Source organism: Pseudoalteromonas sp. BSi20429 (genome assembly GCF_000238895.1).
GTDB classification, from domain to species: domain Bacteria; phylum Pseudomonadota; class Gammaproteobacteria; order Enterobacterales; family Alteromonadaceae; genus Pseudoalteromonas; species Pseudoalteromonas arctica.
This window is the reverse complement of sequence record NZ_BADV01000046.1, coordinates 1-21,501: the sequence shown is the minus strand read 5'-3', so window position 1 is coordinate 21,501 and position 21,501 is coordinate 1. Positions and strand designations below refer to the sequence as shown.

15 protein-coding genes are annotated in these 21,501 nt (G+C 36.5%); 10 read left to right on the top strand and 5 right to left on the bottom strand.

What is annotated here, in order from left to right; translation table 11 throughout:
• The first annotated feature begins 338 nt into the window (after positions 1 to 338).
• From P20429_RS10140 to P20429_RS10150, 3 genes are all read left to right on the top strand, one after another.
• Positions 339 to 1,745, top strand: a complete 1,407-nt coding sequence (locus tag P20429_RS10140; RefSeq protein WP_007583204.1) for a sodium:alanine symporter family protein — start codon at positions 339 to 341, stop codon at positions 1,743 to 1,745.
• 139 nt (positions 1,746 to 1,884) lie between these two features.
• Complete coding sequence (locus P20429_RS10145) at positions 1,885 to 2,916, top strand: patatin-like phospholipase family protein (RefSeq protein WP_007583202.1); 1,032 nt, start codon at positions 1,885 to 1,887, stop codon at positions 2,914 to 2,916.
• A 52-nt stretch (positions 2,917 to 2,968) separates the two neighbouring features.
• Positions 2,969 to 3,772, top strand: coding sequence for a TIR domain-containing protein (locus P20429_RS10150; RefSeq protein ID WP_007583199.1), 804 nt, complete (start codon positions 2,969 to 2,971; stop codon positions 3,770 to 3,772).
• A gap of 318 nt (positions 3,773 to 4,090) precedes the next feature.
• Here P20429_RS10150 and P20429_RS10155 read toward each other — a convergent pair whose 3' ends face one another.
• Positions 4,091 to 4,654: a YSC84-related protein gene (locus tag P20429_RS10155; RefSeq protein WP_007583197.1), complete on the bottom strand. Its 564-nt coding sequence runs from the start codon at positions 4,652 to 4,654 to the stop codon at positions 4,091 to 4,093.
• 149 nt (positions 4,655 to 4,803) lie between these two features.
• On the opposite strand from P20429_RS10155, the gene P20429_RS10160 reads away from it, so the two are divergent.
• On the top strand, positions 4,804 to 6,015 hold the full coding sequence (locus P20429_RS10160; RefSeq protein WP_007583195.1) for a tyrosine-type recombinase/integrase: 1,212 nt from the start codon (positions 4,804 to 4,806) through the stop codon (positions 6,013 to 6,015).
• Positions 6,015 to 7,208 carry a sodium:proton antiporter gene (locus tag P20429_RS10165; protein WP_007583193.1) on the top strand — a complete coding sequence of 398 codons (1,194 nt, stop codon included), beginning with the start codon at positions 6,015 to 6,017 and terminating at the stop codon, positions 7,206 to 7,208. Before P20429_RS10160 ends, P20429_RS10165 begins: the two co-directional genes overlap by 1 nt.
• Positions 7,209 to 7,393: 185 nt before the next feature.
• On the opposite strand, the gene P20429_RS10170 is transcribed toward P20429_RS10165, so the two are convergent.
• A complete protein-coding gene (locus P20429_RS10170) occupies positions 7,394 to 10,441 on the bottom strand; it encodes an FAD-binding and (Fe-S)-binding domain-containing protein (protein WP_007583191.1) in 3,048 nt (1,015 codons plus the stop codon).
• A 145-nt stretch (positions 10,442 to 10,586) separates the two neighbouring features.
• On the opposite strand from P20429_RS10170, the gene P20429_RS10175 reads away from it, so the two are divergent.
• The gene (locus tag P20429_RS10175) at positions 10,587 to 10,796 is read left to right on the top strand and encodes a PGPGW domain-containing protein (RefSeq protein ID WP_007583189.1); all 210 of its coding nucleotides are present in this window, start codon (positions 10,587 to 10,589) and stop codon (positions 10,794 to 10,796) included.
• 128 nt (positions 10,797 to 10,924) lie between these two features.
• Here the strand turns inward: P20429_RS10175 and ppsA are convergent, their stop codons facing one another.
• Positions 10,925 to 13,300 carry a phosphoenolpyruvate synthase gene (ppsA, locus tag P20429_RS10180; RefSeq protein ID WP_007583187.1) on the bottom strand — a complete coding sequence of 792 codons (2,376 nt, stop codon included), beginning with the start codon at positions 13,298 to 13,300 and terminating at the stop codon, positions 10,925 to 10,927.
• Positions 13,301 to 13,457: 157 nt separating this feature from the next.
• Here ppsA and P20429_RS10185 point away from each other — a divergent pair, with 157 nt between their 5' ends.
• The gene (locus P20429_RS10185; RefSeq protein ID WP_007583184.1) at positions 13,458 to 14,267 is read left to right on the top strand and encodes a pyruvate, water dikinase regulatory protein; all 810 of its coding nucleotides are present in this window, start codon (positions 13,458 to 13,460) and stop codon (positions 14,265 to 14,267) included.
• A 60-nt stretch (positions 14,268 to 14,327) separates the two neighbouring features.
• Here P20429_RS10185 and P20429_RS10190 read toward each other — a convergent pair whose 3' ends face one another.
• Entirely contained in the window at positions 14,328 to 15,677 is a 1,350-nt protein-coding gene (locus P20429_RS10190) for a class II 3-deoxy-7-phosphoheptulonate synthase (protein ID WP_007583182.1), read from the bottom strand.
• Between the two features lie 999 nt (positions 15,678 to 16,676).
• Between P20429_RS10190 and P20429_RS10195 the strand changes: the two genes are divergently transcribed.
• The gene (locus P20429_RS10195) at positions 16,677 to 17,552 is read left to right on the top strand and encodes a DNA replication terminus site-binding protein (protein ID WP_007583180.1); all 876 of its coding nucleotides are present in this window, start codon (positions 16,677 to 16,679) and stop codon (positions 17,550 to 17,552) included.
• A gap of 69 nt (positions 17,553 to 17,621) precedes the next feature.
• On the opposite strand, the gene P20429_RS10200 is transcribed toward P20429_RS10195, so the two are convergent.
• The gene (locus tag P20429_RS10200; protein ID WP_024591590.1) at positions 17,622 to 18,836 is read right to left on the bottom strand and encodes a hypothetical protein; all 1,215 of its coding nucleotides are present in this window, start codon (positions 18,834 to 18,836) and stop codon (positions 17,622 to 17,624) included.
• 773 nt (positions 18,837 to 19,609) lie between these two features.
• On the opposite strand from P20429_RS10200, the gene P20429_RS10205 reads away from it, so the two are divergent.
• Positions 19,610 to 20,848 carry an AAA family ATPase gene (locus P20429_RS10205; RefSeq protein WP_007583176.1) on the top strand — a complete coding sequence of 413 codons (1,239 nt, stop codon included), beginning with the start codon at positions 19,610 to 19,612 and terminating at the stop codon, positions 20,846 to 20,848.
• Positions 20,849 to 20,863: 15 nt separating this feature from the next.
• A partial coding sequence (locus tag P20429_RS19490; protein WP_033026760.1) for a transcriptional regulator occupies positions 20,864 to 21,501 on the top strand: 638 nt, incomplete at its 3' end.

The following is a 21,501-nucleotide window of genomic DNA, read 5'->3' as shown; positions in this document are numbered from 1 at the left end:
CTTACTGCATCAAAATAAAAACTATTGCATCCCGCACCTATGCGCAAAATAAAATACTGAATCTTAAAAAGATATTATTGATTTTTTAACTAATCAATATAAAGTGTAGGTGTGATTTATTATTCATATTTATAGAAATAAAATTCAATGTTGGATGTGCTTGCTTACAGATTATTAAACACCAATACACACTTCACTATCGGGTAAAGCCAAACTTAAACACTATTATGTTTAACGCATAATGAGCTGCTGGAGTTTTAAAGTTGAGTAGCGCTACATGAAGAGTTTAAAGTCGGTGCTAACATAAAGTAAAAGTATAAAATAAAAAGGGATTAGTAATGTTCGATACCGTCGTCAAAAGTGTAAACAATCTTTTATGGGGAGAAGGTCAGGTACTTATTTATATACTTTTGTTTACAGGTATATGGTTTTCGGTACGACTAAAAGCAATTCAAATACTTAAATTTAAACATATGTTTAGCCTTTTAAAAGGCAGTAGCAAATGTAAAAAAGACGACATTTCATCATTCCAAGCGTTGTGTACAGGGCTTTGCGCACGAGTAGGTACCGGTAATTTAGCCGGTGTGGCAGTGGCAATTTCACTTGGCGGCAGCGGAGCTATATTTTGGATGTGGGTAATAGCCATATTGGGTATGGCTACAGGCTTTGCTGAAAGCGTACTTGGGCAAGTATATAAAGTGCGCGATAGTGGCGGCGAGTTTAGAGGCGGCCCTGCGTATTATATTCAACAAGGTTTGGGTAGTCGGGCGTTTGCAATTGTGTTTGCCGCGTGTTTGTTTTTAGGTTACGGCTTTACGTTTAGCGCAATGCAAACTAACACAATTACCGACGCACTTAATTACGCGTTTGAAATTCCTACATTTTATTCAGGCCTGGTTATTACCGTACTAGCCGGCTCAATTATACTCGGTGGCTTTAAAGCAATTGCCCGATTTGCAGAGCGTGTTGTGCCAATAATGGGCATTGTGTTTGTACTTGCCGCCGTTATTATTACGATTATAAATTTCACGCAAGTACCTGCCATGCTTAAAGATATATTTTTATCGGCGTTTGGTTTACAAGAAGCCGGAGCGGGTGCAATGGGCGCAGCCATTAAAAACGGTATTCAACGTGGTTTATATTCTAATGAGGCCGGTGCAGGTAGTGTTCCGCATGCTTCAGCAAGTGCCAGCCCAATTCCTAATCACCCAGTAACGCAAGGTTACATACAAATGCTAGGCGTATTTTTCGATACAATAGTACTGTGTAGCTGTACCGCAGTGATCATTTTATTAGCCGATATAGACATAAGCGGTGAAATGGAAGGCATTCGTTTAACACAAAGCGCGATGACCGCTCATTTAGCACAAGGTGGTGTTTATTTTGTAGCAGCCGCTATTACCTTATTTGCTTTTACATCGGTAGTGGCAAACTACGCCTATGCAGAGAGCAACTTGCACTTATTTAAGCTCGACAACAAAGTAGGGCGCGGCATTTACACTTTGCTTTATTTATCAATGATGTTGTGGGGCGCATCGGCGACCTTAAAAGAAGTCTGGGATTTAGCCGATATTGCCTTAGGGTTAATGACAGTGGTTAACGTTATCGCTATTATACTGTTAACGCCGACTATTTTGTCTGTTACGAGCGATTACCACGCACAAAGAGACAAAGGTTTAGAGCCCGAATTTAAAGTAAAAGATGTAAAAGTACAGGGTAAATGCGAAGACGGCATTTGGGACTAGTTCACGTATTTTAATATCAGTTTAGAATTTTAAAGCGGTTTTATGGCAACATAAAACCGCTTTTTATTTTGCATAATTATTCACTTTCAGTGTTGTGAAAATAACTGAAGCAACCAAAATAAAAGGCACAATTTTTTAGATGATCGAGATTCACGCAGGGAAAACAGCGGCTAAAATTATTAACGAACAGGGCTTTAAACCTGAACTTTTCACCTCTTTTTTAGGTGCAAGCGGCGGTCCTAAATGGTTTACATTATTTGGCTTAGATAAATATATTTTTGGTGAATTTTTTAAAAACCGTACCCAACCACTTAATTTAATCGGCTCATCTGCTGGGGCATTTCGTTCTGCGTGTTTTGCACAAAATGATCCCGTTGCAGCAATTGAGCGCTTAGCAAAATCGTATTCGCAAACCCGATACTCAAGTAATAAACCAACACCAAATGAAATTACAATAAAAGCGCGCGCATTACTTGAAGATGTTTTTGGCGATAACGGCGTAACTGAAATTATAAATAACCACGTGTTTAAAGCGCATTTTATAGTGGCTAAATCAAATGGCTTTATTGCTAGCGAAAATAAATTAATACAGCTAATGGGTTTATCAAAAAGTTATATGCTAAACCGTATTAACCGAAAATTATTAGGCTTGCAGTACGAGCGATTTATTTTTGGCGCGCCAAACAGTAACTTATCAATAACAGATAGCTATAATTTTAAAACCCAAAACATAACACTTAGCCAAACTAATTTAAAGGATGCCTTACTTGCATCGGGCTCAATACCACTTGTTATGCAAGGCATAAAAAATATTGCAGGTTCGCCACAAGGCATGTATCGCGATGGCGGAATAATTGATTACCACTTTGATTTAAAAATTAATAATCCAGGCTTAATTTTATATCCGCATTTTAATAGCGAGCCAAAAGCAGGGTGGTTCGATAAAAATTTAAAACGTAAAGTATCACCACTTAATTACGATAATGTGGTGATGATCACTCCATCAAAAGAATTTATAGCAAGCTTACCTTACGGAAAAATCCCAGATAGAAATGACTTTACCGATCTTGATGCAGACACGCGTATTAAATATTGGAATACCGTTTTTAGTGAAACTGAAAAGTTGGCTGAGGCGTTTGAAAAAAAATTAAATAATGAATTAATAATTTAGTATACAATCTATGTAATTAAATAATCTAAATAAAACTTAAAGGGAATTAAATATGAAAATATTTATAAGTTGGTCTGGTCATAGAAGTAAAGCAGTAGCTGAAATATTAAGCGACTGGATTAAATGTGTTTTACAAGCATCAGACCCGTGGATATCAACAAGGGATATAGACCGTGGAGCGCTTTGGTATACAGAAATATCAGAAAAACTAAAAGATATTTCTGTTGGAATAATTTGCTTAACTAGTGAAAATAAGAATAATCCATGGATACTTTTTGAAACTGGAGCTTTAGCTAAAGGGCTTAAAACTAGTCGCGTTTGCACATTTTTAATAGATCTGCAGCCTCAAGATATTAAAGATCCTTTGGCGCAATTTAATCATACTCTCCCAGAAAGAGATAGCGTGTGGAGTTTAATTCGTACAGTGAATGATTGTTTAAACGAGAAATCGTTAGAATTAAATGTATTAGAAAAAGTGTTCGATACTTACTGGCCACAATTCATTTCTGAATTTGATAAATGTTTATTAGAAAACCCATTAGAGGAAGAGATAGTTCCACGTAGTGAACAAGATATTTTAAGTGAAATATTAAAACATACACGGAATTTATCTAATCGAGTTTATAACTTAGAAAAAAATACTAAATTATATAAAGATGAGAACATGAAGGAAGTAAGTTCAAGTCAAAAATCGATTTATAAGCTGATTTCAGATATGAAAAAAATTGGAATACCAAGTAGTGAAATTAGAAATAAATTGAGTGAACTTGGTTTTGAAGAAAATGACGTTGAGTATTTTAACTCAAAAATTCCTTTCATAATTTCAAATGAATTTAATACAACAGAGAACCAATAATTTTATCTGAATGTTAAATACATAGCTTATCTTTAACTATGTATTGAACACTCTGAAATAGTTAATTTTTATTCGAATCAAAAAAAGCTTTATTAAATTTAGCAATTGAGAAATCAAAAACTAAAGAAGAAAGTAAAATATGGACGGATATTTTAAAAAGATTAGCGCTGCGGGCATTGTTCTAACCAGTCAAATAGTGCCCCCGCATTTGCGGTATAAGAGATCACTCATAAATTACGTTATGTTAAATTGGTTGGGTTTTAATAAAGCGAGCGTGATTATACAAACCAGCTCGCTTTTAGGAGAGTAATTTTGTGGTTAATTAAGCTCTGAATCAACCCAAAACTTAGTTCCCTTTAATACAGCTTGTAGTGCAAGGCCATTTTCGGTTACAGAATATACAGTAACTTGATCTGCAATCGCTTCGGCAACTAGTGCACCGCCTTTATCTTCATATTTTGCTGCTGCATCAGCGTTTCCGCCAAATGCCCAACCATGTTCAATAAATCTATTTAGTGCAGCTTGGTTATGAAAAACCATTACAACGTTAAAATCTTTAACGCCTAAACCAAGTCCTAAACCGGCTTCGCCCATATTCATGTAAGTCGATTTACCTGTGAGATTATTTCTAACAACACCGTAACCACCGCCAAAGCTAGCAAGCACTACATTTACATTTGCGTTATCGAATACAGCATAACCAGCAGAGTTAGCTATTTGTTTTTTAACATCAGGTTTTTCAGCGTATAATTTATCTAATGTGTTTGCTTTCATACTTTGTACAAGTGAACGTTTTTCGCTTGGTGATGCACTACCTGTAGTAGCACACCCAGTTAATGCAACTGTTAAAGCAAGTACGCTTAGTATAATTAGTTTTTTCATAATGTTTTCCTTAATAAGATATAGCAACCAACAACCATAGAATAATCACGGTATTAAAATAATTAGAGCTTTACTATGTCCAATACTAGACAGTATCGGACTTTAACGTTATTCTGTAAGTCTATTATTTAATTGAATATTTATACATTATGCTTGTTGCTTTGGTTGATACGTTAAAACAATTAAGATATCAAATTGCCCATCTAGATGACGGTACTCTCAATTCAGAATACCCAGAACTTGCATCCTTTATACAGGAAATTGGCTTGACTGTAACTGAATCAAAAGCTGATCTGACATTCTTGTATCAGTTTTTATATGTTTATGGCCGAAAGTCAGAAGCCACTTATAGTCGTTTTCGAAATGAGCTTGAACGCTTTTATTTATGGTCGTGGTTAATCGCAGAAAAATCAGTATTCGATTTAAAACGCGAAGATATTGAAGCTTACGTTGATTTTATGGTCGAACCCGATAAAGCATGGGCTGCAACTTCAGTGCAATGGCGTTATAAAGATGAACAAGGAATTCGTCGATTAAACCAAAATTGGCGCCCTTTTATGCTTAAAGAATCCATTGCTAGTCAGCAAACTTTATCGTCTATGTTTACAGCATTAAATGTGTTTTATAAGTTTGCCTTACTAGAAGAAAAAACATTTGCTAACTTTGTCCCTGTTGTTAAAAAAAATAGTCCGTACTTAGTTGTTCAATCACAAATTCAAATTCCAGACACATTAAGCGATATTCAATGGGAATACGTTTTTGGTGTAACGCGTGATTTATGCGAACATAACCCTGATTTAGAGCGAAACTTATTTACGCTTGCCTGCTTAAAAGGTCTTTATTTACGAATTTCAGAATTATCTGAGCGCCCACAATGGTCGCCGGTGATGTCTCATTTTTGGCAAGATAATGATGGTTTTTGGTTTTTACGTATAATGGGAAAAGGTAATAAATTACGAGATGTAACCTTAAGCGATGATTTTGTTGAATATTTAAAACGTTATAGACTATACAGAGGTTTACCTGCCCTTCCCCGTGTTGATGAATCAGATCCTTTGGTTCATAAAATTCGCGGGCAAGGTGGTATGACCGTAAGGCAAATTAGGCGTTTAGTTCAACAAAGTTTTGATTATGCACAGCAATCATTACTTGATGATGGTTTTAAAGATGATGCTGAACAACTTGGCGCTGCAACTGCACATTGGCTTCGTCATACTGGTGCCACACATGATGCGCAAACCAGACCGCTTAAACATTTGTCAGAAGATTTAGGTCATTCTAAAATTGCGACTACCGATCAAATTTATATTCAAACAAATATTAAAGAGCGAGCAAAGTCAGGACTTAAAAGGAAAATTTAATGGAGTATTTAGTAATAGCATTTATAGGCGGATTATTTTTAATTTATTCTTTAACACTTCGCCAGTTAGAAAAAACAGAAGTAACAGGCCCTATGTTTTTTGTTGTTGGCGGAATATGTTTAGCTTTAATGCTACCCAACGAAGGGCATAAAATAAAAGAAGGCGTTGATCTTTTATTACCATTTATAGAGCTTACGCTAAGTATTTTTTTATTTTCTGATGCAGCTAAATCAAAGTTGAGTGTATTAAGGCATAGTTTTCAGTATCCTAGTTTACTGTTGTTTGTTGCCCTACCCTTAACTTTGTTACTTGGTATTGCTGTTGCTTTATTTTTCTTTGCTGAGCTTTCACTTATTCAAGCAGCGTTGCTCGCTATTATTTTAACACCTACCGATGCGGCATTAAGTAAAGGGTTACTAGCAAGTACACAAGTGCCTGAAAAAATACGCGAAGGAATAAATACTGAAAGTGGTTTGAACGATGGATTATGCGTACCCATATTTTTAATATTTATATTACTCGCTAAAAATCCTGATTCAGCTATTACCGCAACACAAACATTAAGTGTGTTTGGACGAGAGCTTGGCTTGGCTTTATTAATAGCTATTACAAGTATTGCTGTTTTTATACCGAGTTTAAACTTTGCAATGAAACGTCATTACTTTGCACAAAATACCAGTCCGTTTTTATTACTTGGTTTTGCTATGGCTGTGTTTTCTATAACTCAGTATTTTCATGGCAGTGGTTTTATTGCGGTGTTTATTGCAGGCTTATTATTTGATAAATTTTCGACCGAAGAAGTTAGAACAGAATTAATTGAAGACTCAGAGCATATCGCAGATTTCACATCGTTAATGATTTGGTGCTTGTTCGGGTTTGTTTGTGCTTACTTAGTTATTCCTAAGTTAAATACTGAAATTATAATTTACGCATTGTTAAGTACAACATTGATTAGAATAATTCCAGTTATGCTGTCTCTGCAGTTTACGGCACTGAGTATTAAAGAGCGTTTTACATTTGCGTGGTTTGGACCAAGAGGACTGGCATCAATTGTTTTTACATTGATGGTGATAGATACGCAAATAGAAAACAAATATCAAATAGCGACAATAGCAATGACGACTATTCTGTTTAGTGTATTTATACACGGTATTAGCACTAAACCTATTGCTGATAGTTTTGTTAAAAAATAATTATTTAAACTAGGTAAATTAAGAATACGTATTAAAAAAGGCGTAACGGTTATTTTCATCACTGATGAAATTAATCGTTGCGCCTTTTTGTATTTAATAAATAATTTACTAAATTTGTATTTAGATAAAACTATTTAAGTACTCTTATTTAAGTACTATTATTTAAGTGATCTTATTTTATAAAGTTATTTAAGAACCTGTGCTAGTAATTCAATTGGGTGTTTTGGTTTAAATTGTTCATAACGTTTTACTTGGCTACGACATGAAAATCCAGTTGATAAAAGTTGCTCAGGTTTATTTTTATCAACGATTGGTTTCCAGCTCATTTCGTAAAGCGCACGTGAGTTATCTTGATTTTGTGCTTCGTGGCCATAAGTTCCCGCCATTCCACAACAACCTGTATTTGTTGTTTTTAATGTTAAACCAATATCATTAAAAATTGTTTGCCATACATTTGCTGCTTTTGGCAGCGCAGTTGTTTCAGTACAATGACTCAGTAATGTAAATTCGGTATCTGTATTTTGCTTTGCGCTTAGTGATTTAAACGATTGTGTTTCTAGCCATTCATGAGCAAGCTGCACATTAAATTCGCCACGGTTATTTTCTAAAATTGTATTATATTCATCGCGATAACACATAACGAGTGACGCATCTAAACCGACTAACGGTGCATTAATATCATTTAATTTATTTAAAAGCTCGGCTGCATTTTTAGCTGTAACTTTAAATTCATGCAAAAAACCTTTTACGTGTTGCGGTTTACCATTTGGTTTAAAAGGTAATAGCATTGGTTTTTTGCCAAGTTGGGTTATTAAAGTAATAAAACTTTCTACTAATTCCGCTTCGTAAAAGCTCGTAAATGGGTCTTGTACTATTAATACATATTCACTTTGTTGCTCTGCATTTAATTTATTTAATAAATCAAAATCAAATTTTTGTGCTTTAGTAATACGCTTCGAAAGCGCAGGAATACTTAACTGTGGTGTATCAACATAGCCAACCGTTTTTTTAATAACATTACTAACTAATGATGTTTTAACAATTGGATTTATAACTTTAGCGAACTTTGCCATTAATGGCGCGCTATTTTCTATGTTACCAACAAGGTAATCTTTTAGCGGGCGTGCATAATAACTATGATAATAATTTAAAAAGCGCGAACGAAAAGTGGGTACATCTACTTTAATTGGGCATGCAGTTGTACATGCCTTACACGCTAAACATTCATCCATTGACGCTTTTACTTCGTGAGAAAAGTCGTAAATACCTTTTCGTTTTTCGCGGCTATGAACAAAACGTTCCCACCAGGTAATGACTTCACCTTTGTTAAGTTGCTTTTCTACTTCGAGCAAATCTACATTTTTTGACTCTTGCAGACGAAGCCATTCACGCATTAAACTTGCGCGTCCTTTTGGTGAATTACGGCGATCGCCAGTTACTTTATACGATGGACACATAGGTGAATTTTCATCGTAATTAAAGCATATGCCATTACCATTACAGGTCATTGCATTGTTAAAACTGGTTTTAACTTCTATTGATATTTGCTTATCGAAGTGCGATCTCTTTTGTCCATCTACACTAACTAGTGAGTCTTCACTATCGATAGGAGTACATATTTTACCGGGGTTAATGCGATTGTTAGGATCGAAAGCTGTTTTTATTTTTCGAAGTTGCGTATATAAATGCTCACCAAAAAACTCAGGGCTATATTCACTACGGTAACCTTTACCGTGCTCGCCCCACATTAAACCGCCGTACTTAGCGGTTAGTTTTACGACCTGATCTGAAATAGTTCTAAGTAGTTTTTCTTGTTCTGGGTCGCACATATCAAGTGCTGGGCGTACGTGTAAAACGCCCGCATCAACATGGCCAAACATACCATACTGTAAATTATGACTGTCGAGTAATGCTCTAAATTCGACAATATAATCTGCTAAATTTTCAGGCGGTACAGCGGTGTCTTCTGCAAAGGCGAGAGGTTTTTGGCTGCCTTTTACATTACCTAATAAACCCACTGACTTTTTACGCATTGCGTAAATTTTTAGTATATCGCTTTTATCACTGGTTAACTGATAACCAATAACGCCATTAGTTTGATTTTTTACGCATTCATCTAGAAGCTTACAAAGCGTGTCTACTTTGTCTTTTATATCATCGTTTGATACTGCATTAAACTCGACCATGTTAAGGCCTTGCATATCTTTATTTGGTACGTCGGTTATTAAGTCCGATACTAAATTCCAAATGATATCTTCACGCGCTAAGTTTAAAACTTTGCTATCAACGGTTTCTACCGATGTTGCACGTGCATCGACTAAAAATGGTGAATGACGAAGTGCTGAGTCAAAACTATCATACTTAATATTAATAAGCGTTTTGAATTCGGCAATAGGCGTTAGGTTTAATTTTGCTTCAGTTACTATACCTAATGAGCCTTCTGAACCCGTTATTAGTCGGCTCATGTCAAAGGTAAGTAAGTCATCACTTAGCACATGCTCTAGGTCGTAGCCGGTTAAAAAACGATTTAACCGTGGAAACTTAGCTAAAATAGCAGCGCGTTCATTAATTGAAATATCTAAAACTGTTTTATATAAACTGCCAATTAATGAGTCTTGATTAGCTATAATTTGTGCTTTGTCGATGTCTATTGGGGAGGTACACATAGGTGTGCCATCAACTAAATAAGTTGTTAGCCCTAAAACATGATCGCTCGTTTTACCGTAAACTAACGAGCCTTGCCCCGATGCGTCAGTACTTATCATGCCACCAATAGTTGCCCTGTTACTGGTAGATAAATCGGGTGAGAAGAAAAAGCCATAAGGTTTTAAGAAGTCATTAAGTTGATCTTTTATTACGCCGGTTTGAACGCGTACCCAGCCTTCTTCTACATTTATTTCGAGGATTTCGCGCATATAGCGAGACAAATCTACAACAATACCAGGTGTTAACGATTGTCCGTTAGTGCCTGTTCCACCGCCACGAGGACCAAAAGTTAATGATAAAAACGGGTCGCGAGATGCTGTTTGCAATGCGAGCTGAATATCTTTTTCACTTTTTGGAAAAATAACACCTTGCGGTATTTGCTGATACACACTGTTATCGGTTGAAGCGGTAATACGCGTTGCATAACTTGCGTCGGTATCTCCGGTAAAACCTTGGTTTGCAATGGTATTTAGGTAGTTTGCGACAAGTTCTGTCGCGGCATCTTGCTGTGTAATTGTTGCTATCATGACGGCGATATTTTAGGGCATTTGACTAATTATATCATGGTGATGGCGAATAGAAATTGAAGATTTTACAGTTTGTAACACTCTTTTAGTCGATTTTAATGCAGCTTAAATTATACTCATACTAACAAGTAATGAGGTGTTTTATATGAAAAAATTACTATTACAGATCAGTGGCGTGTTATTTATTTTGCTAGGATTATTTTTTGCGATCGTCCCTGGCCCATCGCTTATATTTTTTATGGCGGGTTTATTGTGTTTTTCGTTTTACTATCCTAAGGCGCGACATTACTTATCATTTTGTCAAAAGGCGTTAACTAAATCATGTGCCTATTTAGATAAAAAATTAGCCCGTTAATTTACTTTTAATTGAGTATAAAAAAATGCCAGCAATTTATTGCTGGCATTTTATAGCTTACCTATTTATAGCTTACCTATTTATAGCTTACCTATTTATAGCTTACCTATTTATAGCTTACATATTTATTACTTTGCTAATTTTTTAGCTAGGTATAACCATGTTTCTATTACTGTATCTGGATTTAGTGAAACAGAGTCAATACCCTGCTCTACTAACCATGCAGCAAAATCTTCGTGATCTGAAGGACCTTGGCCACAAATACCTACGTACTTTCCTTTTGCTTTAGCTGTTTTAATTGCCATAGAAAGTAGCTTTTTAATTGCAGGGTCACGCTCATCAAATAAATGTGCGATTAAACCTGAATCACGATCAAGACCAAGCGTTAACTGTGTTAAATCGTTAGAGCCGATAGAAAAACCATCAAACATTTCTAAAAATTCATCTGCAAGTAATGCATTTGAAGGTAGCTCACACATCATGATTACTTTAAGACCATTATCGCCGCGTTTAAGGCCATGTTCTTCTAGTAATTCAATTACGCGTTTGCCTTCTTCAAGGGTACGTACGAATGGGATCATGATTTCTATGTTAGCCATATCCATGTCGTTTCTTACGCGTTTTATAGCTTCACATTCTAGTGCAAAACAATCGCGGAAGTCTTCAGAGATATAACGGGCTGCACCACGAAAACCAATCATTGGGTTTTCTTCTTCTGGCTCGTATTGCTGACCGCCAACTAGGTTTGCGTATTCGTTTGATTTAAAATCAGACATACGAACAATTACACGCTCTGGTGCAAATGCACACCCTAGAGTAGAAATACCTTCAACCAGTTTTGTTATGTAAAATTCTACTGGTGATTCGTAACCGGCAATCATGTCAGTAATTTCTGCTTTTAATGCATCTGTTTGAGCATCAAAATTTAATAACGCTTTAGGATGAACGCCAATCATACGGTTGATAATAAATTCAACTCGCGCAAGGCCAACACCTGCATGCGGTAAGCGTGCAAAGTCAAATGCACGATCGGGGTTACCCACGTTCATCATAACTTTCATTGGTAGTTCTGGCATTTTATCAACGCGTGACGTTAGTATTTCAAAATCTAAAATACCTTCGTAAATAAAGCCGGTATCGCCTTCGGCGCACGATACTGTTACTTCTTGTCCCGCTTTAATTAAATCAGTTGCGTTACCACACCCTACAACAGCTGGAATACCAAGTTCGCGTGCAATGATTGCCGCGTGACACGTACGTCCACCACGATTTGTAACAATCGCTGCTGCACGTTTCATGATTGGTTCCCAATCAGGGTCGGTCATATCGGTTACTAAAATGTCGCCTACTTGTACCTGATCCATTTCTTTGATTGAATCAAGAACACGAACAACACCGCTACCAATTTTATGACCAATTGCACGGCCTTCAACAACAACGTTGCTTGTACCATTTAATTGAAAGCGTTCCATTACGTTAGAGTCTTCGTTTGAGCGTACAGTTTCTGGACGTGCTTGAACTATATATAGTTTGCCGTCGTTACCGTCTTTTGCCCATTCGATGTCCATAGGACGACCGTAATGTTTTTCGATGATTACAGCTTGCTTGGCAAGTTCTTGCACTTCTTCATCTGTAATCGAAAATTTATTTGAAAGCTCAGGGGCAACATCAACGATGTCTACTTGCTTACCGTGTGCTTTATCTTCTGAGTAAATCATTTGAATGGCTTTAGAACCAATGTTACGACGTACTACTGAAGGTTTATTTTTAAGGAGTGTTGGTTTATGAACATAAAACTCATCAGGGTTAACTGCGCCCTGTACAACCATTTCACCTAAGCCGTAGCTTGATGTAATAAATACAACGTCTTCAAAACCAGACTCTGTATCAATGCTAAACATTACGCCAGATGCTGATTTATCTGAACGTACCATGCGCTGAATACCTGCTGATAGGGCCACACCACGGTGATCGTAACCTTGGTGAACACGATACGAGATTGCACGGTCGTTAAATAATGAAGCAAATACGTGTTTAATAGCGACCATGACTGAATCGATACCAACAACGTTAAGGAAAGTTTCTTGCTGGCCTGCGAATGATGCATCTGGCATATCTTCAGCGGTAGCTGATGAACGTACTGCGAATGATACATCTGCTGCAGTATCGCCATGAAGTTGGCTATATGCGTCGCGAATGGCTTGATCTAGGTTTGGTTGGAATGGTGTGTCGATTATCCATTGGCGGATATCGGCACCGACTTTAGCGAGTGTATTTACATCATCAACATCAAGTGTATCTAGGATGTTGTGAATCTTTGCTGTGAGTCCTGATTGATCTAAAAACTCATTAAAAGCATCTGCGGTAGTTGCGAAACCACCCGGTACTTGTACACCAGCGTTTGCTAGGTTTGAAATCATTTCGCCAAGTGAAGCGTTTTTACCGCCAACTCGAGGAACATCTTGCATACCAAGCTCTTGATACCAGAGAACGTATTCTTGCACGGATCTTTCTCCAAAAAAAACAAATTGTAGGTCTAACTGTGAGAGTTAAGAAAGAAAACCTTTTATAAAGGTCATCATCATTCTACACTGGCAATAGTCCTCACGTAAACCGTGAGAAACCCATTTTAGGGATTTAAACGCAATAAAAAGGTTAATTATGAGAACTGCTTTTTATATATCAGATGGAACAGCTATTACTTCAGAGGTGTTTGGGCATGCGACTTTGTCGTTGTTTCCTATCGATTTTAATCATAAAACAATTCCATTTGTAGAAACTGAAGAAAAAGCGCACGAAATTAAAGCATTAATTAATGCAACCGCTGCAAAAACAGGCGAAAAGCCATTTGTTTTTTTTACTTTTGTTAATCACAATTTAAGTGAAATTATAAAATCGGCTGATGCAGTCACGTATGACTTTTTAACTACATATAGCGAAAAAATAGAAAAAGAACTCAATGTAGCCCCAGTTCCTAAAATGCATCGTACGCATTCTATCCACGAAAAAAGTTATGATTTTAGAATTGATGCCGTTAATTATGCTCTTATGAATGATGATGGCGGAAATATTAAAAACTTTTCTGAAGCAGACATCATTTTAATTGGCGTTAGTAGAAGTGGTAAAACACCCACAAGCTTATACTTGGCACTGCAGTACGGCATTAAAGCGGCTAACTACCCTATTACAGAAGAAGATTTAGACAATGAAGGTTTGCCTAAATGTTTAGTCCCTTATAAACATAAGTTATTTGGACTTACGATTGACCCTGAGAGACTTGCGGCTATTAGGCATCGACGTATGGCGAACTCTAAGTATGCTTCAATTAAACAGTGTCGTATTGAGGTTCGCGAAGTGGAAATGTTGTATAAGCGTCATAAAATTGCTTACTTTAATTCTACGCATCATTCTGTTGAAGAAATATCTGCAAAAATATTGATAGAAACAGACTTGGAGCGACGTAAGTACTAACTTACTAATAAAATTAAAAAAAAAAACCGCAACTAAGCGGTTTTTTAGTATTAACAAATATTATTTACGTGCGTCTTTTAGTAAATCAGCTACTAAAAAGCCTAACTCTAATACTTGGTCGGCGTTAAGGCGTGGATCACACTGTGTTTTGTAACGCTGCGCTAGGTCATCGTCAGATAAACCGTAAGCACCGCCTGTACACTCTGTAACGTGCTGGCCTGTCATTTCTAGGTGAACACCACCTGCGTATGAACCTTCAGCTTTGTGTACAGCGAAGAACTGACTGATCTCGCGCATAATATTGTCGAAGTTACGTGTTTTGTAACCTGATGTCGCTTTTTCAGTGTTACCGTGCATTGGATCTGAGCTCCAAATTACTTTGCAGCCTTCTTGTTGAACTCTTCTTACTAATGCTGGAAGTTTTTCAGGAAGTATATCTGCACCCATACGCGTAATTAGCGTTAAACGACCAGGAATGTTATCTGGGTTTAATGCATCAATTAAACGAATTAGGTCATCTGGGTCCATACCTGGGCCAACTTTAACACCAATTGGGTTTTTAATGCCTTTAAAAAACTCAATATGTGCATGGTCTAGTTGACGAGTACGTTCACCAATCCAAACAAAGTGAGCAGAACAATCGTACCAATCACCAGATAAGTGGTCGCGACGAGTAAGCGCCTCTTCGTAACCAAGTAGTAACGCTTCGTGAGAAGTGTATAAATCGGTTTCTTTTAAGCTTGGCGCAATTGTAGAGTTAATTCCGCACACTTCCATAAACTCTAGTGCGTCTTGAATTTTATCAGCAAGTTGTTGGTATTTTTCTTTAAGTGGATTTGCAGCAACAAAGCCCATGTTCCAACGGTTTACCTGGTGAAGATCGGCAAGGCCACCTTGTGCAAAAGCACGTAATAAGTTTAACGTAGCGGCACTATGATGGTATGCAGTCATTAAGCGTTGTGGATCGGGTATACGTGCTTCTTCTGTAAACTCGATATTATTAATAATGTCGCCACGGTAAGATGGTAAAGACACGCCATTAATTGTTTCTAAGTCTGCTGAACGAGGTTTAGCGTATTGACCAGCCATGCGCGCTATTTTAACTACAGGGCATTTACCGCCGTAAGTTAATACAACAGCCATCTGTAAGATTGTTTTGAATGTATCGCGAATGTTAGCGGCATTAAAATCGCTAAATGATTCTGCACAGTCACCACCTTGAAGTAAAAAAGCACGCCCTTCGCACACATCTTCAAGTTGTTTGAATAGGCTTCTTGTTTCTTCAGCAAAAACTAAAGGTGGTGCCGTTTTTAATTGGCTTTCTACTGATTTAAGTATTTCTTGATCTGGGTACTGTGGCTGCTGCAGTATTGGCAGCTCTCTCCAGCTATTTGGGTTCCACGATTGCATAATTTTTCCTCATTCCTACATTACCTGATAAGAAGAAATTAACGTATGCAGGCCCCTATGTTCAAGGACTAAATTCACTATTTTCCAATTATTTAGTTATGAGTTAAGTATAATAGTAATCTTACTTAACCTAGGTGGTTATATAACATACACTTTAGTTTTATTTCGAAGAAACTAAAGTGTTTAAATACATGAGCTTAGAGCTAACTATTTACAATTTTAACGCATTGAGAATAAATAGTACATAAGGGGATGTTATACATAATTTAGCTAGGAACACATCATACTTAAATGGTTGCTTCTGTAATCTTAACTTTACGCGGGTAATTAATTAAAAGCTATCAAATGCTATGTGCAGACCTTAATGTATGATATGAGCGTTTGTGGTGATCATTTATCTGCGCTTTAAAACCTAGAGGCATAGTCTTGTATAGCACTCGTATGCTGGACTATATTCACAAGTGCTACAACTCAAAGGTGTGGTAGGCCATTAAGTTTTCTCTTCAAAGTGATAGTGTTACTTAACAGTTCACCATGATTAAAGCCCCCACTGCTAGAAGTATCTTTAAAGAGGAACTGATATCAAAAAGCATTTGTAGTCATTGTAACCTTTAGCCTGTCACCATACTGCCAACACGGTGTAATATGAGTCAGTAATTATAAATAATAATGAATGCTAAGACGGTTAGATAAATATATGAAATTATATAACTCCGCTTAACTCATTTTTCTAAACTTAGTTTTACCACCTACTACTTAGATAATCTAGCACTTGGCGTTAAGCCTTTTTGTATACGACAAAGTAAATACTCCAATGTCATATGAATTAGTAAGGAGTTTCAATCTTTCTTCATTTATGTATCCCTCCTAAAGAACACATCATACTTAGTTTACTTATTATATAAGTATAAGCCCCGAGTACTATTTATTATTTATTTAGACAAAGCAAAGTGCATGTAATAATATAAGGCTAGTAAGATGTGTTCTTTGAGGTGTGTAATGGTTACTAAGGTACAAATTAGAAGTCAGTTTGATTTAATGGACGAATTAACTTTGAGGTTGATTGAAGAACTAAAAGAGTGTGAATTCTCCAAAGCGGAATATTATCAATTACCAGATGTAAGTAGTCTCGATGAGAGTAAAGTTCCAGAATCTATACTTGTTTCTAAAATCACTGGAGTACCTGCTCAAAAAGCAATCCTAAACTCTTTTTCAGACATGTATAAAAAATCAGGATTAAGCAGTCGTGTTTTAAAAAGACACCCTGGTTTGCTCGTCATTAAAAATGCAGATAAACACGCTTTAAATAATCGTATAGCTCAAGTAAATAAAGCTAAAACTACGTTTAAAGAATGTATTTTAGCTATTGATAGCAACGATGCTCGATTTGAAGCAGTTCACAATGCTATACCAAATTTAATAACGCTTGCTGCATATCGTAAAATTCATAGTGAAAGCGAATCGCCATTTTCGGTTAGGTTTACTTGGATGCACAAACACGCAACTAAAACGCTTACTAAAAAAATGGCTCTCGAAATGCTCGACAAATCGGCCAGTTATCGAAATCCAAGAATGATAGATCAACAAAAATGGCAATCACTTGTAGCTCAAGAACAATTACGAGTTGCTAGTTTAGGCGAAAAGGAAAAACTTAGAATTCGCCGCCCTACTCGAGTGAGTCCACAGGTTAATGTGAGATACACAGCGCAAAATCGCTATCATGTGAGTGCTGCATTACCCTTTATTCTGATTAATCCAGAACCAGACGTAAAATTAGGTATATTACCTGATTATCAAAAACCCGAAACTCACCCTCGTAAGCGCGAGTATGATTTTTTGGTTGATAGGTTATATTTAGAACAGGTTGAGCGGTAGTCATTATGTTAAAAAGGCCACATAGTGTGGCCTTTTTAGTTATCCGTACAGTATTTAAAATAACGGTTATTATTTTTCTACTATTTCTTCAATTTTATCTTCATCAATCAGCACGGCATTTTCAACAATGCGTTTACCGCCTTGGATTTCAATGCGTTTATTGTGTTTGTTCAATGTAAGTATTTCATCGCAAAACTGATCAGACGGGTGCATTTCGTATGTGTAATCGATAATGTTACCGGTTTTGTCATCTTTAACGTTTGTAATGCTGTATTCTGATATTGCACCTTTTTCAATCAAATCTTTCATTGTGGTGGTCATATCACGACGAAGTGCTTTTAATTTATTTTCGGTAATATCATCAGTTGAATAAATAGATCCGTATTTTTCCATAATAGAAAGTAATCTAAAATGGTACGTTTTACCTGGTGCTGCATAACGCCAAAGGTGATACAAACGAAGCATCATCCAACGCGATAATCCACGTTTTAATTCTTGTGCGCTATTAAAGTAATACCCTTTGTATTCAAGGTTATCAATCATGTTATGAACAAATGCATTTAAACAGGCGACGCATTTTACATTGCCACCCTGACCTTTTTTGCCACTAAAATGCAGTGACGATAAAAAGTTCATGTTTGACTCGTAAAACGAATCATCTATATCAGAATTTTTAGTATCTGTTGCCGAATATTTAAATGAAAGTTTAGAACCTTGCAATGCTTCAAGTGACTCTTTTATTGCAGGATATGGCATTGACTGCCCTACCGCTTTGAGTTCTTGTGCTAATTCGTTCATAGAAAAAACAACCGCGTATTGAATACCGGATTTAAAATTAATTTTAACTATTTTGCCTTTAGAAGCTAAACGAATAAGTGCTCGCTCTACTTTTTCTTCTCTATCTGATGGCCAAACAAGGTATTCAACATCTTCGCCATCTTTGCGTGTACTTACAACAGCTGGCGTTATTTTTATTTCGCCATCGTACAAAATACCATCTACTTTTTCAGATATTTTACGCGTAATAATTGTTTTTTTAGGCGCTTCTTCAAGTGGCAATTTTTTATAGCCCGAGCGAACAAAGCGTCCCCACAAATCATAGTGATTAAACGTGTTTGAATATGCACGTAATCCATGTGCTGCATTTTCAATAGAAATTCGCACGTCTTTGTTGTCTGTAAATAGTGCTAAACTTTCGTTATCTATTGCACTTTCCACCCCGTGGATTTGGCCCCTAAGTGTATCGGGCAAGTTATCTACCGAGATGTTGACCTTTCGGCTCATTGTTCTTATTTCCATTTTTATTGCGACAGCTAATAACAACACATTAAGCAACAAAAGTTAAATGTTTAAGTTAGTATAAAAGTGATCTGACTTTAAATAAAACGTTTGGATCACTATTATACTAAGTGATGTACATTACTTACGATTTCAGATCATATTTATACTAACTGGACTATCACAAATCTAATTTTTACTAACTCAGCTGTTATTTTGTCCATTACAATGGCTTAATTTTAAAATTAAGCACGACAAATACACCAAAAAATATATTCCCCTGTGGATAAAGCCTTACCGAGTTAGAATAGATCTGATCTGTACCAAGTACAGATCAGATCTATACTAATTAAAAGCGTATTTTTATGTTGCGACTAGTGCATAACTTTATAATTTACTTAGTAAAAAACTGATCTGCAGGGCTCTTTTTGTTCATAACTTCATGCGTAACCTGTGCATAACTCTATATTTAAAATAGACCTTAGTAAAAAGCTGATCCGCAGGTAGATAAAGATCTGATCTTAACCAAGTATAAACCTGATCTGCTTTTTTAAACATTATTCATATAAATCATAATGTTATGTGCTGTTTTTACACCCTTAACCTTTATTACCTTATATATTTAACCACCTTTAAACTTCTTTATTTATACTAAGCAATATTAAAGGTGTAAAAATATTTTTAAATGTCTTGTTTTTAAAATGCATGTCGTCTTAAATAGTTGTTTACAGCTATTTGAATGGACATTATACTAACTGCCTAACTTTGAGGAAGAAAGTATGTCTATCAACAATAACGCATTAAGTACCTATCGGCTTTTGAAAGCCACAGCTGAAGTTGCTGAAAAATCATTAGAAGGACGTATTCAGCACTACCGTGCCCATCTTAAATCAGAAGAAAAAGAATTAAGAACGTATACACAAAAAGCAGCAGCTGATTTATTAGGTTGTAATAATCGTACTTTAAAAAGACGTCATGATAATGGCGACTTCGATGATTTAAATATAAAACGCGGTGCTAACGGTCACTATGCTTACACATTAGTAAATATTTTTGCTATGGCCGATATTATGGACATTAAACCAGATCATCGTACTGGTGATGACAAACTGCAAGTTATTGTAATTAATTCTCTCAAAGGTGGCTGCGGTAAAACTACCAGTATGGTTAATATAGCGGCAGCGCTTGCAACTACAAATATTAAACGTTATCGCATTGGTATTATAGATTTAGACCCACAAGGCTCTTCTTCAAGCTTTTTTCCTTCAAGTGAGCACGACCCGATTACTGTTGGTGATTTAATGCGCGATTGCATAGATTTAGACGAGGGTGAAACATGGCCTGAATTTGTGTCTAACTCATTTTTACCAACGCATATCCCAAATATTCGTGTATTACCATCGGGTATGGATGACTTTTACTTTGAGCACGAAACGGCAACATTGCTCAAAGATACCTCAAATTATGAGCAAACTCGCCATTACCACAAGTTACTTGAGAAAGTAATTGACCCCGTTAAAGACGAGTTTGATATTATCTTAATTGACACAGCACCTACCCTTAACTTTATGTTTTATAATGCATTAATGGCCTCTACTGCGATGCTTATTCCTGTTCATCCGGAAGCTGTAGATTTTGATGCCAATAACAAATATTTAAAACGACTAGGTGAGATTTACCATACAGTTGCAGCACTTGGCCATGAGGGCTGGGACTTTATGCAATTTTTAGTGACCAACTATGTGAAAGGTAATCACTCACAGCGCGATATCGTTAAAGATGTTCGTAGTGCATTTGGTCGCCAAGTAATGAGCTACCCAATCAATCACAGCTCCGCGATTACCGCTAGTTCATCGTCTTTCAACACTATTTTTGATCAAAAAGCATCAGACAGCTTAGCAAGTCGTGAGTCATTAATGCGTGCTCAAGAAAATATTAAAGATGTGGTCGATGAGCTAGAAATGCTTATTCGTTCAAATTGGCAGTCAACTCAATCAACACTCAATACCCCTAAGTAAGGATGTTAAATAAAAATGGCTAAAAAACGTAAAAATGACACCCGCTTAGATCCATTTGCAACTGCTGTAGGCAGCAGTAGTCTTGATGCATTACTAGAACAAGCGAATGCTGGCGATGTAATTAGAATGCCTGCACCGAGCGACCCTGCTCGTCAAATTACGCTTGTTTGTAAAGTGATCGCACATGCTGATATTGAATCTACCACTGGTGTATATGGCAAAAATCGTCGTGTACAGGCACTTCTAAACGAAAAGTCAGTATCAGACATTCTTCCTGCAATTCGTGAAGATGGCCGAAATCAACATCCTGCGCTACTTTGGGATCAAGGTGACAAAAGTTTAGTTCTGGCAGGTTCACGTCGTCGTATGGCCTGTATTTTAGGTAACGCAGATTATTTAGTACTTAGTTCAAGCGATTTTACTGATCAAGATGCAAAAATTTTAGCGGTATCTTCAGATCAATACATTGCTCCGAGTTTATGGGAGCTTGGCCAAGCATACCAACAAACTAAAAATGAACTTATTGAGCAAGGTAAAAAAGGATCTTATAGAGAGATTGCCGCGATAGAAGGTGTATCGCATACTGCAATTGCAGATGCAATTAAAGCTTATGAGCAAATTCCTGCTGATGTCATTGCACTTTACCCGACTGC